This is a genomic window from Streptomyces sp. NPDC051738, assembly GCF_044453205.1.
GTDB lineage: Bacteria > Actinomycetota > Actinomycetes > Streptomycetales > Streptomycetaceae > Streptomyces.
Genome location: NZ_JBITCM010000003.1, coordinates 461,713 through 476,604, shown reverse-complemented (window position 1 = coordinate 476,604; position 14,892 = coordinate 461,713). Strand labels below are relative to the sequence as shown.

Here is a 14,892-nt window from a genome sequence, read left to right as displayed (position 1 = left end):
CTCCCTTACGGTGCAGGCCACTTGCCCACGCCATGGAACACCCCCACCAAAAGAAACTAAGGGAAGCCTAACCTAAAGTATTACTCAACTGTGTGCCAGGAGAGACGAAAGGAAACCCATGCGCGCATCCCGGAGACGCCTCGCCGTCCTTGGTCTGACGCTCGCGCTGCTCACGGGCGCCTGTGGTGGGGGCGGGGGCGCGTCGGACGGTTCGGCCCCGGCTGCGAAGTCCGCGAGCGAGCGCGCCGCCGCGGCCGAGAAACAGCTCGCCAAGAACACTCTCGTGCCGCTCGAAGGCGAGCCGCCCACCCCGAAGTTGCCCGTCACCGTCGACTCCTCGGACGGGCGCGAGGTGACCGTCGAGGACGCCTCGCGCATCCTGCCGCTCAACGGCGGTGTCGCCGAGATCGTGTTCACGCTGGGCCTCGGCGACCGGGTCGTCGGCCGGGACATCACCGCCACCTTCGCCGAGGCGAAGAAGCTCCCGCAGGTCACCAAGGCGCACGACGTGAGCGCGGAGAGCGTGCTCTCGCTGCGCCCGACGGTCGTCCTGGCCGACACCGACACCGGCCCCCAGGAGGCCATCGACCAGATCCGCGACGCGGGCGTCCCCGTCGTCGTCCTCGACCCGGCCACCGAACTCGCCGACGTCACCACCCGCACCACCCGCGTCGCCGAGGCGCTCGGCGTCCCCGCGGCGGGCAAGGCCCTCAACCGGCGCATGAACGACGAACTCGCCGCCGCCCGCGCTGCCGTGCCCAAGGGCAGCAAGCCCAAGGTCGCCTTCCTGTACATGCGCGGCAGTGCGGCCGTCTATCTGATCGGCGGCAAGGGCTCGGGTGCCGACTCGCTCATCGAGGCCGCCGGGGCGGTGGACGCCGGCAAGGAGGCCGGGCTGGACAAGCCGTTCACGCCGATCACCAGTGAGGCGCTGGTGCGGGCGCAGCCGGACGTGATCCTGATGATGACCAAGGGGCTGGAGTCGGTCGGCGGTGTCGACGGACTGGTCGACATTCCCGGAGTCGGTCAGACGCCGGCGGGGATGAACCGCCGGGTGGTCGACATGGAGGACGGGGTGCTGCTCGGGTACGGGCCGCGGACGCCGTTGGTGATCGACATCCTGGTGGATCGCGTCCACCAAACGTGAGAAAAGTTCACGGTTGCAGCATCTGGCGACCCCGACACCCCCTGGGCTACCGTCGGTAACACCCGCTCTCGCAGCGGCAACTCGTGCGTCTCCCGCCCCTTGCGAACCTCCCCTGCGTACTTCCTCGGAAGGCAGCCCATGGAGAACCTGTCAGCCCCTGCCGCGATCACCCGCCGTCGTGCCCTGACCGTCGCCGGCGGAGTGCTCGCCGGTGCCGCGCTCGCCCAGGCGACGTTCCCGGCCTTCGCGGCCTCGGCCGGCTCGTCGGACGCGGACGCCATCGTCGTAGGACACGGCCTCGCCGGGCTGGTCGCCACGGCCGAACTGGCGGCGGCGGGACGCAAGGTGCTCCTCCTGGACCAGGAGCCGGAGGCCAGTCTCGGCGGGCAGGCGTTCTGGTCCTTCGGCGGCCTGTTCTTCGTCAACTCCGACGAACAGCGGCTGATGGGCGTCAAGGACACCCACGACCTGGCCTGGCAGGACTGGCTGGGCACGGCGGGCTTCGACCGCGGGATCTCCGACCCGTCCGGCCAGGACCACTGGGCCTACAAGTGGGCCGAGGCGTACGTCGACTTCGCCGCCGAGGAGAAGCGGGCCTGGCTGGCCGGGCTCGGGATGCAGTGGTTCCCGATCGTCGGCTGGGCCGAGCGCGGCGGCGGGCTCGCGGACGGGCACGGCAACTCGGTGCCGCGCTTCCACGTCACCTGGGGCACCGGGCCGGCCGTGGTCGAGCCGTTCGAGAAGAAGGTGCGGGCGGGCGTGGAGGACGGCCTCGTGACCTTCAAGTTCCGCCACAGAGTGGACGAGTTGATCGTCACGAACGGTGCCGTCACCGGTGTACGCGGCGCCGTCCTGGAGCCCAGCAGCGCGGCACGGGGCAAGCCCAGCTCCCGCACGGTGGTCGGCGAGTTCGAACTCAACGCCCCCGTGGTGGTCGTCACCTCGGGCGGCATCGGCGCCAACCACGATCTCGTACGCGCCAACTGGCCCGCCCGGCTGGGCACTCCGCCCAAGTCGATGATCACCGGCGTGCCCGCGCACGTGGACGGCCGCATGCTGGCGATCACCGAGAAGGCGGGCGGTCGGATCGTCAACCCCGACCGCATGTGGCACTACACCGAGGGCCTGAAGAACTACGACCCCATCTGGCCCGGCCACGGCATCCGCATCCTGCCCGGCCCGTCCTCGATGTGGTTCGACGCCACCGGCAAGCGCTTCTCCAGCCCCGACATCCCGGGCTACGACACCCTGCACACCCTGAAGTCGATCAGCGACACCGGCTACGACTACTCCTGGTTCGTCACCACCCAGAAGATCATCGCGAAGGAGTTCGCGCTCTCCGGCTCGGAGCAGAACCCGGACCTCACCGAGAAGAACATCTGGATGCTGCTGTCCCGCATCTGGCAGACCCCGGAGCCGATCGAGCGGTTCAAGGAGAAGGGCGAGGACTTCGTCGTCGCCAAGACCCTGCCCGAACTGGTCACCGGCATGAACAAGCTGACCGGCGACAACCTGATCGAACTCGCCGCCCTCCAGCGGCAGATCGAGGCCCGCGACCGCGAGATCGACAACCCCTACACCAAGGACGCCCAGGTCATGGGCATCCGCAACGCGCTCGCCTACCCCGGCGACACGCTCAGCCGCACCGCCGCCATCCACAAGATCCTGGACACGAGCGCCGGCCCCCTCATCGCCGTGCGCCTCAACATCCTCACCCGCAAGACGCTCGGCGGCCTCCAGACCGACCTCTCCGGCCGCGTCCTGAACGCCTCCGGCACCCCGATCTCCGGACTGTACGCGGCAGGCGAGGTCGCCGGCTTCGGTGGTGGCGGCGTCCACGGCTACCGCTCCCTGGAGGGCACCTTCCTCGGCGGCTGCCTCTTCTCCGGGCGTACGGCGGGTAAGGCGGCTGCAGCGGCGACGGCGACCTGAACGGGCCCGACCGACGTCTTCCCGGTGCTGTGCGTGCTCAGGGCTCCGTGGGCACGCACAGCACCGGAGTGCGCGCCAGGTGCAGCAGTTTGTGGGGTGTGGAGCCCAACAGGGCCCCGCGCAGCGGGCTCTCGCCCCAGCTGCCGACCACGATGACCCTCGCCGCATGGCGCGTCGCGGCCTCGACCAGCGCCTCCGCCGGCTTCTGGTCGATGACCTCGACGGTGGTCCGCACACCGGCCTCGTCGGCCACCGCGACGGCGTGACCGAGGGCGGTGCGTCCGGCCTCCTGGACGGCATCGCGGTGCGCGGCGTACTCCTCGCCGAGGGCGCCGGGCGCCGCCGCGCCGTAGACCAGAACGAGCGGCTCGCCGAACGCCGCCGACACCTCGATGGCGACGTGCAGTGCACGCACCGCGCCCGGGGACTCGTCGTATCCGAGAACGACCGACATGCTCAAGTCTCCTTGTCGCCGTGGACGAGATCGGGGTCGGCCACCTCCGGGCGCTCCGCCCAGAAGACGGGTGCCATCAGGCGCCACACGACCATCAGGACCACCCCCGCGAGGGCGATGCCGATGCCGATGACCAGCGGTGGGCCGAGCCCGAACCACGAGACGCCGCTGTAGGAGTTCGCGGGGTCGGACATGTCGCCGACCGACTCGACCAGCAGCCAGATCAGCAGTCCGGCGCCGACCAGCGGGCCGAGGCCGATGAGGACGAAGTGGTGCAGGCTCTCGGTGAGATGGCGCCGGTAGTAGATCGCGCACGCGATGCCCGTGAGCGCGTAGTAGAACGCGATCAGCAGGGACAGCGCGGTCAGCGAGTCGAAGAGGGCGTTCTCGCTGATCTGGCGCACGACCAGGTACCAGACGACGGCGATGCCGGCGACCCACCACGTACTCACGTCGGGGGTGCGGAACCGGGGGTGGATGTGGGCGAAGTGCGTCGGCAGCGCGTGACGGCGTGCCATGGACAGGGCCGTGCGGGAGGCGGGGATGATCGTCGTCTGTGTCGATGCGAGGCCGGAGGTCGAGACCGCCAGCAGCACCACCCAGTCCCAGCCGCCCATCGCCTCCTCGGCGAGCAGGGCGAAGATGAACTCCTCCTCCTCGGCGTTCTCGGCCAGGAACGCCGGTCCGGCGTAGGCCACGACCGCGTAGGCGACCGCGACATAGGTCACCAGCAGGATGACCGTCGACCATACGGCCGCCTTGCCGGGGGCGGTGGCGGAGTCCTCGACCTCCTCGGTGAGGTTCACCGCCGACTCCCAGCCCCAGTAGATGAACACCCCCAGCAGCAGGCCCGCGGTCAGCCCGGCGCCGCCCGCCCCGAAGGGGTCCAGCCAGCTGAGCGACGGGTCGGTGGAGTCGAGGGTGCCGGTGTCGGCGTACACCCGGTAGAGCGCCACCACGGCGAAGGCGAGCAGACACGCGACCTGCGCCAGGATGAGGACGTTCTGCACCCGGGCCGACACCTCCGTGCCGATGACGCACACGGCCGTCATCACCAGGATGAGCAGCACCGTGAGCAGTTGGCGCACGAACTCGTTCTCCGCCCAGCTGTCGAGACCGAAGGCCAGCAGGGCGAACGTCACGGCGACGTCCGCGAGCGATCCGATCACCAGGACGCCGGTCATCGTGATGGCCCAGCCGCCGAGCCAGCCGAACCAGGGGCCCATCGCCCGGGTGACCCACGAGAAGGTCGTCCCGCAGTCCTGGTCGACCCTGTTGAGGTAGTAGAACGCCGACGCGATCAGCAGCATCGGCACGAACGACGCGAGCATGATGCCGGGGGCGTAGACACCCACGAGCGCCACGACCGGGCCGATCGCCGCCGCCAGCGAGTACGCGGGCGAGGTGGCGTTCAGCCCGATGACGAGCGCGTCGACGAACCCGATCGCATTGGCCTTCAGCCCCTCGGGCGGCTGGCTGTCCGTGGTGCGGTCGGCCATGCTCCCTCGCTTCGGTCGTGGGTGACCTCATCAAACAGGGAGCGGCGGTGGCTGTCGGGTCATTGGCGGTCGGCCGCGGCGCCGAACCACTCGGACAGTCGGCCGAGCAGGCCCTCCTGGTCCTCACCGACCCACGCCACGTGGCCGTCCGGCCGCAGCAGCACCGCGGGCACGTCCAGCTCCTCGCTGACGTCGACGACGTGGTCGACCCGGTCCGCCCAGCCCGCCACCGAGAGCCCGCCGGTCTGGTCGAGCAGCAGTCCGCGCCCGCCGTGCATCAGGTCGTAGAGGCGCCCGCGCTTGAGCTCCACGTCCCGCAGCCGCCGGCCGAGCAGTTCATGCCCCGCGCCGAAGTCGTAGCGGACCCCGATCGCGGTGATCTTCTCGATCAGATACCGGTTCACCTCGTCGAAGTCCATCAGCTCCGACACCAGCCGGCGCACGGACTGGGGGCCCGGCTCGGTCGACATCAGCTGAATCTGCGCCCGGGTGTTGTCGAGTACGTCGGCGGCCACCGGGTGCCGTTCGGCGTGGTAGCTGTCGAGGAGCCCCTCCGATGCCCAGCCGTTCACCTCGGCGGCCAGTTTCCACCCGAGGTTGAACGCGTCCTGGAGACCGAGGTTGAGGCCCTGCCCACCGGTGGGCGGATGGATGTGCGCCGCGTCGCCGGCCAGCAGCACGCGGCCGGTCCGGTAGCGCTCGGCCTGCCGGGTGGCGTCGCCGAAGCGGGACAGCCAGCGCGGCGAGTGCACGCCGAAGTCGGTGCCGGCGACCCGTCGCAGCTGTTGCTTCAGCTCCTCCAGGGTCGGCGGGACCGTGCGGTCCTCGGCCACCCCCTCCGCGGGCACGACGACGCGGAACACCCCCTCCCCGAAGGGCACGACGCCGAACCGCTTCTGGGTCCGGCGGACTTCGGCCACCACGGCGGCCACCGTCTCCGGCGCCTCGGCCACCTCCACCTCGCCCAGCAGCGTCTCGACCCTGCTGGGCTCGCCGGGGAAGCCGACGCCGAGCAGTTTCCGCACCCTGCTGCGGCCGCCGTCGCAGCCGACGAGATAGCGCGAGCGCAGGTGCGTGCCGTCGGCCAGTTCGGCGGTCACCCCGTCGTCGTCCTGGCTGAGCCCGACCAGCTCGCAGCCGCGCCGGACGTCGGCGCCGAGCTCGGTGGCGCGCTCCGCGAGGAGACGATCGACGACGGGCTGCGGGATGCCCAGGACGTACGAGTGCGCGGTGTCCAGCCCGTCCGGCCACCCCTTGTCGATGCCGGCGAAGAAACCGCCGACCGAGAACTGCTGCCCCTGAGCGAGAATCCGATCCAGCAGACCGCGTTGCTCCATCACCTCGATGCTGCGCACATGCAGGCCGAGCGCGCGGACCACCTTGGTCGGCTCCGCGTCCTTCTCCAGTACGACCACCCGCACGCCGTGCAGCCGCAGCTCACACGCCAGCATCAGTCCGGTCGGTCCGCCACCGGCAACGATCACGTCGATCATCAGAACCCCCTGTCCACGGCTGGAGATTCTGCGGGACGAGGGGGGCCTTGCCGCAAGGCCCCCGGTGCGCTATACGTTGAGAGTGGCAAGGGGCTGACCTCCTTGCCCTATTTTTTTCGCCCTACTTTTTCGCGGCCAGCGCCGACAGTTCCTCCGCGTTACGCGGACCGGGTGCGGTGTCGTCCAACAGCCCTTGTGCGCGCAGCAGTTGGGCGGCCGCGATGCCCCAGGGCAACCGCAGCCCCGCCTGCCGCAGGAGTTCGGTGCGGGACAGCATCTCGACCGCGGGGCCGGTGCGTACACCGGACGGCGTGAGGAGCGCCGCCTCGTCGGCCCAGCGCAGGGCCAGGTCCACGTCGTGGGTGGCCATCACCACCGTGGTGCCGGACGCGCGCAGCCCGTCGAGGGTGGCGAGCAGGCGTTCCTGGCCGTCGGGGTCGAGCCCGGCGGTCGGCTCGTCCAGGATCAGCACGCGGGGCCGCATGGCGACGGCGCCGGCGATGGCCGTGCGCTTGCGCTGGCCGTACGACAGCAGGTGCGTGGGCCGGTCGGTCAGCGGCGTGATGTCCAGTGCGGCGAGGGCCTCGTCGACCCGCGCCCGTACCTCGGTGTCGGACAGGCCGAGGTTCAGCGGGCCGAAGGAGACGTCCTGGCCGACGGACGCGGCGAAGAGCTGGTCGTCGGGGTCCTGCACCACCAGCTGCACGGTGGTCCGCAGCCGGGTCAGCCCCTTGCGGTCGTACGTGACCGGCGCACCCTCCACCGTCAGCCGGCCGTCCTGCGGCCTGAGCCCTCCGCTGAGCAGCCGCATCAGCGTGGTCTTGCCGGTGCCGTTGCGGCCGAGCAGCGCAAGCGCCCGCCCCTCGCGTACGTCGAAGTCGAGGTCGCTGAGGACGAGGGGGCCGTCCTCGTAGGCGTAGGACGCGCCCCACAGGGCGACCAGTGCGGTGGGCTCGCTCATGGCAGTGCCCTTTCCAGTACGAGGGTGAGGGCGGCCAGCGCTGCGAGGAGGGCGCAACTCGCGGCCGTGAAGCGGACGGAGACGCGGGCCTCGGGCACCAGGACGCGCAGGGTGCCGTCGTAGCCGCGCCCGGCGAGACCGGCCTGCAGCCGGGTGGCCCGGTCGAAGGCCCGCACGAAGGCGGTGGCGCCGAGCCCGGACAGCGAACGCCACTCCGCGGCCCGGTTGGTGTGCCCGAGCCGGGCGGCCTGGGCCTCCCGGATACGGCGCACGGAGTCCAGCAGCAGAAAGCTCATGCGGTACGTCACCAGGGCGACGTCCACGACGGGTGCCGGCACCCCGGCCCTGACCAGGCGGGGCAGCAGGTCGGACATCGGGGTGGTGAAGGCGAACAGCAGCACCCCGAGAGACGCGGCCGAGGTGCGCAGCATCAGCTCCCCGGCGCGCAGCCCACCGTCGTCGGCGAGGGACACGAACCCCTCGGGCCCGCCGACCTGGACGAGCAGCGTGAGCGCGCCGGTCACACAGAAGCCCAACGGCACGCGGTACGCACGCCACAGCCGCCGCGCGGGCACGCCCGCCGGTCCCAGCAGGACCGCGAGGGCGGTGACCAGGACCAATGCGGCACCTGGCCACGGCGGCAGCGAGATGGCGAGCACGGTGAGGCCGAGCCCGAGCACGGCCTTGTCCACGGGGTGACGGCGGCGCCAGCGACTGCTGTGCGCCGCCGCGTCGATCGGCAGCACGAGGGATCAGGCCCTTTCGGCCGTGGACTCCTTGGCGGCGCCACCTGCCGTGCCCTCGGTGTCCTGCTGGGCCAGTGCCCGCAGCTCACCCTGCCGCCGTCCCCGGTGCAGGCCGAAGTAGTAGGCGAGGACACCGGCACCGAGCGCCGCCTGGAGGGAGAACAGGGCCGACTCGATCTCACCGGACGGCGGCTCGTACAGCGGCGAGAACCAGGGCTCGTAGTCCGGCTTGATCTCGGTGATCGCCGTCTCCGCCTCACCGTCGGCGCCCGTGAACGGCTCCTCCTTGTGGTCCCCGAGGCCGAGCGCGAGCGGCAGCACGGCGAGAGCGGCCACGACCAGCAGAAGCAGGACGTTGATCTTGGTGTTCTTGCTCATCGGGCCACCGCCTCGGTCTCGGTCGCGGACTGCTTCTTGGTGAGGAGCACGCCCAGCCGGGTCAGTTCGCCCTTGCTGGACTGCACCAGCAGCCGCATCACGAGCACGGTGAGCAGGCCTTCGCTGACCGCGAGGGGGATCTGGGTGACGGCGAAGATGGAGCCGAACTTGCCGAGCGCGCCCAGGAATCCGCTGCTCGGGTCGGGGAAGGCGAGGGCCAGCTGGACGCTGGTGACGCAGTAGGTGGACAGGTCGGCGACGAACGCGCCGAAGAAGACGGCGACCATCAGCGGCACGTCGTAGCGCCGTAGCAGTTTGTAGATCGCGTATCCGGCCCAGGGGCCGACGATCGCCATCGAGAAGACGTTGGCGCCGAGTGTGGTCAGGCCACCGTGGGCGAGCAGCAGTGCCTGGAAGAGCAGGGTGATGGTGCCCAGGACCGCCATGATCGGTGGCCGGAACAGGATGGCGCCCAGGCCGGTGCCGGTGGGGTGCGAGCAGCTGCCGGTCACGGAGGGCAGCTTCAGCGCGGACAGGACGAAGGTGAAGGCCCCGGAGGCGCCGAGGAGCAAGGTGCTCTCGGGGTGCTCCCTGACCTCGCGGGTGAGTGACCGGACTCCGTGGACGACGAAGGGAGCGGACGCGACGCCCCAGGCGACCGCGTGCGCCGGAGGAAGAAAACCCTCGGCTATGTGCATGGCTTGGCAGACCCTCTCCAGCACCTCGTGGATGGTTGACGCGCCTTGGCCGGTCTCCTGGCTGACGGGTAGCACCGCCCGTGCTCCGCCTTCCCGGGTCCCGAAGGACCCAGTGGCTGCCCGTGAGGGCTGGAGCCGGACTTCCCGATTCACAGTGGCGAGGGCCGCACCGGCATCACACCGGATTTCCCGTTCACCAAGGCGTGGTGACAGTAGTGCCCGCACAGGGTGGCTGACAAGCGCGCCTCGGGGGCGTGAAAGTGTCGTTCGCCCGCTCCAAGACGGGCTCAAGCCCGGCCCTCCGACCGCAACTGTATGTGCGCACTGGGTCACCGATGGAGGAAGGTGTGCAAGAAGTTCCGATTGTGGAGATCTGTCCGCCTCTCGGTGCCGAATCAAGAGCATGAGTGGTTCTGGCCACGGGATGGCCAACAAGTCCGTGGAAACGTTGCCTTTCGCTCCGGAGGAAGCCGCAGCCCTATCGAACGGGCACGGCGAACCGGACGTGATCGAGAGAGCCCTCGCCGACGTGCTGGCCGCAGTCGTGCGGACCGAGCGGGTGTCGGTCGACGGAAACTTCTTCACCGACCTGGGCGCCGACTCGCTGGTGATGGCGCACTTCTGCGCACGCGTCAGAAAACGTGCGGACCTGCCGTCGGTGTCGATGAAGGACGTCTATCGGCACCCCACGATCAGGAGCCTGTCGACGGCACTCGCGGAAGCCCCGCCCATGCCCCGGACGCAGCCGTCGGCTGTGGTCCGGGAACCGGAGTCGTCGGCCCCGGCTGCGGTGCCGGCCCGGCCTCCGGCGGGCAGGTGGCAGTACCTCCTGTGCGGCGCGCTGCAGTTCCTGGCCTTCCTGGGGTACACCTACGTCCTCGCCTTCGGCACCGCCCGAGGCTACGAGTGGATCTCCGCCGGATCAGGTGTGCTCGACGTGTACCTGCGGTCGGCCCTGTTCGGCGGTGCGGCCTTCCTGGTCCTGTGTGTCCTTCCCATCCTTGTGAAGTGGACGCTCGTCGGCCGGTGGAAGGCTCAGCAGATCCCGGTCTGGAGCCTCGCGTACGTCCGCTTCTGGATCGTCAAGACGATGGTCCGGTCGGATCCACTGGCGCTGTTCAGTGGCTCGCCGCTCTATCTGCTCTACCTCAGGGCCCTGGGCGCGAAGGTCGGGCCCGGCGCCCTGGTCCTCTCCCGGAGCGTGCCCGTGTGCACGGACCTGCTCACCATCGGCGCCGGCACGGTCATCCGCAAGGACTCGCTCATCGCCTGCTACCGGGCCCACGCCGGAGTGATCCAGACGGGCCCGGTCACCCTCGGCAGGAACGTGCTGGTCAGCGAGGCCACGGTGCTCGACATCGACACGTCGATGGGCGACGGCGCCCAGCTCGGCCATGCCTCCGCTCTGCACCGCGGGCAGGCGGTACCCGACGGCGAGCACTGGCACGGTTCCCCGGCGCAGCCGACCGACGTGGACTACCAGGTGGTGGGCGAGGCCCGCTGCGGTGCGGTGCGCAGGGCGGTCCACAGCGTTCTGCAACTGCTGGTCGCGCTGGTCGTGTACGTGCCGCTCGCGGTCGGCGGCGTGGCCGCGCTGCTCGTCGCGGTCCCGCAGCTCAGCACGGCTCTGGCGCCGGGACCCGCGGTCTTCACCGACGGGATGTACTACGTCGAGGTCCTGGCGATGTCCTTCGTGCTCGTCTTCGGCGCCATTCCCGCCGGTCTCCTCTTCCTGGCCACCGTTCCCCGCCTGCTCGGCCTGACCATCACGCCGGGCAGGACCTACTGCCTGTACGGCTTCCACTTCGGAGTGCACCGGACGATCGCCCTCCTCACCAACTGGAAGGCGCTGAAGCGCCTGTTCGGTGACAGCTCCGCCATCGTCCACTACCTGCGTGGCCTCGGGTACGACCTCTCCCGCGTCCAGCAGACCGGGTCGAACTTCGGCACCGTGATGAAACACGAGACGCCGTATCTGAGCACCGTCGGACGCGGGACGATGGTCGCGGACGGCCTGTCGATCATGAATGCCGACTTCTCCAGTACCGCGTTCCGCGTGTCCCGGGTGTCGATCGGGCCGCGCAACTTCCTCGGGAACAGGATCGCGTACCCCACGCGGGGCAGGACCGGCGACGACTGCCTCCTCGCGACGAAGGTCATGGTGCCGGTCGACGGGGAGGTCCGCGAAGGCGTCGGGCTGCTGGGGTCGCCCAGCTTCGAGATTCCCCGCTCGGTCCTGCGGGACAGCCGGTTCGACCGGCTCAAGAGCCGTGAGCAGCTGCGGCGGGCCCTCCCCGCCAAGAACAGGCACAACGCCGGCACCATGGGGTGGTACCTGCTGACGCGCTGGATCTACGCCTTCGCTCTCGCCCTGCTCGTCTCAGCGGCCGCGGAGCTGTACGGGCCGCTCGGTGTGTCGGGGATCGTGCTGGCCGACCTCCTTGTCGTGCTGTTCACCGTCGTGTACTTCGTGCTGATCGAACGCGTCATCACACTGATCCATCCCCTCAGGCCGATGCTCTGCTCGATCTACACCCCGGGCTTCTGGCGGCATGAGCGCTACTGGAAGGTGCCGTCGGAGACGTACCCGAAGATCTTCAACGGCACCCCGTTCAAGAACGTGATCTGGCGGCTGCTGGGGGTGCGGATCGGCCGCATGGTGTTCGACGACGGCTGCTTCCTGACGGAACGGGCCATGGCCGCCATCGGGGACCGCTGCACGCTCAACGCGGGAAGCGTGATCCAGTGCCACTCGCAGGAGGACGGAGCCTTCAAGTCCGACCGGATCACGATCGGCTCCGACTGCACGCTCGGGGTCGGCGCTTTCCTCCACTACGGCGTGACCGTGGGCGACGGTGCGGTGCTCGACGCCGACTCCTTCCTGATGAAGGGCGAGATGGTCCCGCAGCAGGCGTGGTGGGGCGGGAATCCGGCGAGGCCGATCACCTCGCACAGCGAGGATCTCTGCTCGCACAGCGAGGACGAGGGGAGGCAGGTCCCATGGCTGCCATGACCACGCCTGACGCGGCAGGCCGGGAGTTCTGGCGAGGCGTACTCACCGCCGGTGGAGTCACCACGGTCCCTCGGTGGACCCTCGACCCGGTGACCCGCACCGCCGAGCACGAGGCGACGCTTGCCGAGGATCTGGTGGACGCGCTGCGCCGCCTGGCGGACGAGCTGGCGGTACCCCTGCGCTCGGTGCTGCTGGCCGCGCACGCCAAGGTGCTCGCCGCCCTGTCCGGCGAGCACGAGGTCACGACCGGTTACGTCGCCGTACCGGCCGGGCCGCCGCTGCCCTGCCGGCTGACCTCTGAACCCGATTCGTGGCGGACGCTGGTGCTCCACACCCACCGGGCCGAATCGGAACTGCTGCTGCACAAGGACTTCCCCGTCGACGGTCTCCGACGTGAGCTGGGCCTGCCCGGACCGTCGTCCGAGGCCGTGTTCGATCCGATCGGCGACGGCGGCGAACTCGCCGAACTCGCCGAGAACACCGTGCTGCGGCTGGAGATCCCACGACCCGGCGATCCGCGCACGCTGCGGCTGCGGTACCGGACCGACGCGCTCGACGCGGACAGCGCCGCCAGGATCGTGGGCTACCACCTCACCGCGCTCACGCTGATCGCCGCCGATCCGGACGCCGCGCACGGCCGACAGAGCCTGCTCTCCGCCGAGGAGCGCCACTTCCAGCTCGAAGGACTCGCCGGACCCCGCCGGGAGCTGCCCGACCACCGCTTCCACGAGCTGTTCGAACAGCGCGTCAGGGCACACCCGGACACCGTGGCGGCCGTACGCGGCGACCGGCGGTGGACCTACCGGGAACTCAACGCGCGGGCCAACCGGCTGGCGCGGGCCCTGCTCGCGCGGGGGCTCGGCCGCGAAGGCGTCGTCGCGGTGGTGACCGAGCGGAACCTGGACTGGGCCGCCGCCGTCCTCGCCGTCTTCAAGGCCGGCGGGGTGTACCTGCCCGTCGAACCGCACTTCCCGGCCGACCGCATCGCGACCATGCTCTCCCGTGCCGAATGCGGGCTCGTGCTGACCGAGCCGGGCAGTACGGCGATGCTCGACCGGGCCCTCGACGCGCTGCCCGCGGTCCGGGCGCTCTCCGTCGACGCGGCCTACGCCGAGGGCCACCCGGACTCCGACCTCGGCGTCGGCGTCGCACCGGATCAGCTCGCCTACATCTACTTCACGTCCGGCTCCACCGGCGAGCCCAAGGGAGCCATGTGCGAGCACGCGGGCATGCTCAACCACCTCCACGCCAAGATCGACGACCTGGGCATCGGCGAGGGGCAGGTGGTCGCCCAGACCGCGCCCCAGTGCTTCGACATCTCGCTGTGGCAACTGGCCTCCGCGCTCCTGACCGGCGGGCGGACCCTGCTCGTCGAACAGGACGCGATCCTGGACGTCCCGCTGTTCGTCGACACGATCGCCCGCGGCGAGGTGAACGTGCTCCAGGTCGTGCCGTCGTACCTCGACGCCGTCGTGTCCTACCTGGAGCGGCACCCGCGCGCGCTGCCGGACCTGCGATGCGTTTCGGTCACGGGTGAGGCGCTGAAGAAGGAGCTCGTGGAGCGCTGGTTCGCGGCCCAGCCCGGTATCAGGCTGGTCAACGCGTACGGGCTGACGGAGACCTCGGACGACACCAACCACGAGGTGATGGACCGGGCGCCGGACGGCGCACGCGTTCCGCTGGGCGCCCCCATCGGCAACGTGCACGTCTACGTCGTCGACGAGTACCTCTCCCCGGTGCCGCTCGGCGCCCCCGGCGCGATCGTCTTCTCCGGGATCTGCGTCGGCCGCGGCTACGTCAACGACCCCGAGCGCACCCGGCAGGCCTTCATGGCGGATCCGCACCACGCGGGCCGACGGCTCTACCGGGGCGGCGACTACGGCCGCTGGATGCCCGGGGGCAAGCTGGAGTTCCTCGGCCGCCAGGACACCCAGGTCAAGATCCGCGGCTTCCGGATCGAGATCGGCGAGGTCGAGAGCGCCTTGCTGCGGGCACCCGGGGTTCGCGACGGGGCGGTGGTGGCTGTCGACGGGACCGGCCAGGGCGGGCGACTGGTGGCCTTCTGCTCCGGTCAGGCCCCGCTGGAGGACGGCTTCCTCAGGGACCGGCTGGCCCGGTCGCTGCCCGCGTACATGGTGCCGTCCGAGTTCCACTGGCAGGAGAGCCTGCCGGTGACCGCCAACGGCAAGGTCGACCGGAAGGCGCTGACCGCGCTCGCCGCACGGCTCGACGCCCCGGCCCCCGGCGCCGTATCCGACGGCAATGGGCTCGACACCGTCGGGGAGGACCGTGACGCGCCGCGCACGCCGACCGAGCGGCGCCTGGCCGCCGCATGGGCCCAGGTGCTCGGCATCCCGGAGCACAGGGTGCGCCGCAGCGACCACTTCTTCGACCGCGGCGGCACCTCCCTCGCGGCGGTGCGGCTCGCGATCGCCCTGGACCGCGCGGTGGACATCGCGGACCTCACCCGCCACCCGGTCCTGGCCGACCTGGCCCGCGTGGTCGACCACAGGGCCGAGCCACGGCACCCCGTGCTGCACGCCACCGGACCACCGGCTTCCTCCTGAACCG

The 14,892-nt window shown here is 70.6% G+C and carries 11 protein-coding genes and 1 riboswitch; of the genes, 4 read left to right on the top strand and 7 right to left on the bottom strand.

Features of this window, described 5'->3' with window-relative positions; all coding sequences use genetic code 11:
• Window positions 1-118: 118 nt before the first annotated feature.
• Together ACIA8X_RS10005 and ACIA8X_RS10000 are read left to right on the top strand one after the other, a co-directional pair.
• Complete coding sequence (locus ACIA8X_RS10005; RefSeq protein WP_393445220.1) at window positions 119-1,147, top strand: hemin ABC transporter substrate-binding protein; 1,029 nt, start codon at window positions 119-121, stop codon at window positions 1,145-1,147.
• A gap of 138 nt (window positions 1,148-1,285) precedes the next feature.
• A complete protein-coding gene (locus ACIA8X_RS10000) occupies window positions 1,286-3,079 on the top strand; it encodes an FAD-binding dehydrogenase (protein WP_393445217.1) in 1,794 nt (597 codons plus the stop codon).
• A gap of 37 nt (window positions 3,080-3,116) precedes the next feature.
• Here the strand turns inward: ACIA8X_RS10000 and ACIA8X_RS09995 are convergent, their stop codons facing one another.
• The 7 genes from ACIA8X_RS09995 to ACIA8X_RS09965 form a co-directional block, all read right to left on the bottom strand.
• Complete coding sequence (locus ACIA8X_RS09995; protein WP_393445214.1) at window positions 3,117-3,533, bottom strand: universal stress protein; 417 nt, start codon at window positions 3,531-3,533, stop codon at window positions 3,117-3,119.
• Between the two features lie 2 nt (window positions 3,534-3,535).
• Window positions 3,536-5,032, bottom strand: a complete 1,497-nt coding sequence (locus ACIA8X_RS09990) for an APC family permease (protein ID WP_399458158.1) — start codon at window positions 5,030-5,032, stop codon at window positions 3,536-3,538.
• Between the two features lie 59 nt (window positions 5,033-5,091).
• Entirely contained in the window at window positions 5,092-6,525 is a 1,434-nt protein-coding gene (gene rox / locus ACIA8X_RS09985) for a rifampin monooxygenase (RefSeq protein ID WP_399458157.1), read from the bottom strand.
• A 121-nt stretch (window positions 6,526-6,646) separates the two neighbouring features.
• Complete coding sequence (locus ACIA8X_RS09980) at window positions 6,647-7,486, bottom strand: ATP-binding cassette domain-containing protein (protein ID WP_393445208.1); 840 nt, start codon at window positions 7,484-7,486, stop codon at window positions 6,647-6,649.
• On the bottom strand, window positions 7,483-8,232 hold the full coding sequence (gene cbiQ / locus ACIA8X_RS09975; protein WP_393445205.1) for a cobalt ECF transporter T component CbiQ: 750 nt from the start codon (window positions 8,230-8,232) through the stop codon (window positions 7,483-7,485). Before cbiQ ends, ACIA8X_RS09980 begins: the two co-directional genes overlap by 4 nt.
• A 6-nt stretch (window positions 8,233-8,238) precedes the next feature.
• Window positions 8,239-8,610, bottom strand: a complete 372-nt coding sequence (locus ACIA8X_RS09970) for an energy-coupling factor ABC transporter substrate-binding protein (RefSeq protein WP_393445202.1) — start codon at window positions 8,608-8,610, stop codon at window positions 8,239-8,241.
• Window positions 8,607-9,308, bottom strand: coding sequence for an energy-coupling factor ABC transporter permease (locus ACIA8X_RS09965; RefSeq protein ID WP_393445200.1), 702 nt, complete (start codon window positions 9,306-9,308; stop codon window positions 8,607-8,609). Before ACIA8X_RS09965 ends, ACIA8X_RS09970 begins: the two co-directional genes overlap by 4 nt.
• Window positions 9,309-9,337: 29 nt before the next feature.
• Window positions 9,338-9,524, bottom strand: a riboswitch (cobalamin riboswitch).
• A 208-nt stretch (window positions 9,525-9,732) separates the two neighbouring features.
• Here ACIA8X_RS09965 and ACIA8X_RS09960 point away from each other — a divergent pair.
• Both ACIA8X_RS09960 and ACIA8X_RS09955 read left to right on the top strand, forming a co-directional pair.
• The gene (locus tag ACIA8X_RS09960) at window positions 9,733-12,321 is read left to right on the top strand and encodes a Pls/PosA family non-ribosomal peptide synthetase (RefSeq protein ID WP_393445501.1); all 2,589 of its coding nucleotides are present in this window, start codon (window positions 9,733-9,735) and stop codon (window positions 12,319-12,321) included.
• Window positions 12,318-14,888 carry an amino acid adenylation domain-containing protein gene (locus ACIA8X_RS09955; RefSeq protein ID WP_399458156.1) on the top strand — a complete coding sequence of 857 codons (2,571 nt, stop codon included), beginning with the start codon at window positions 12,318-12,320 and terminating at the stop codon, window positions 14,886-14,888. Before ACIA8X_RS09960 ends, ACIA8X_RS09955 begins: the two co-directional genes overlap by 4 nt.
• Window positions 14,889-14,892 lie beyond the last annotated feature (4 nt).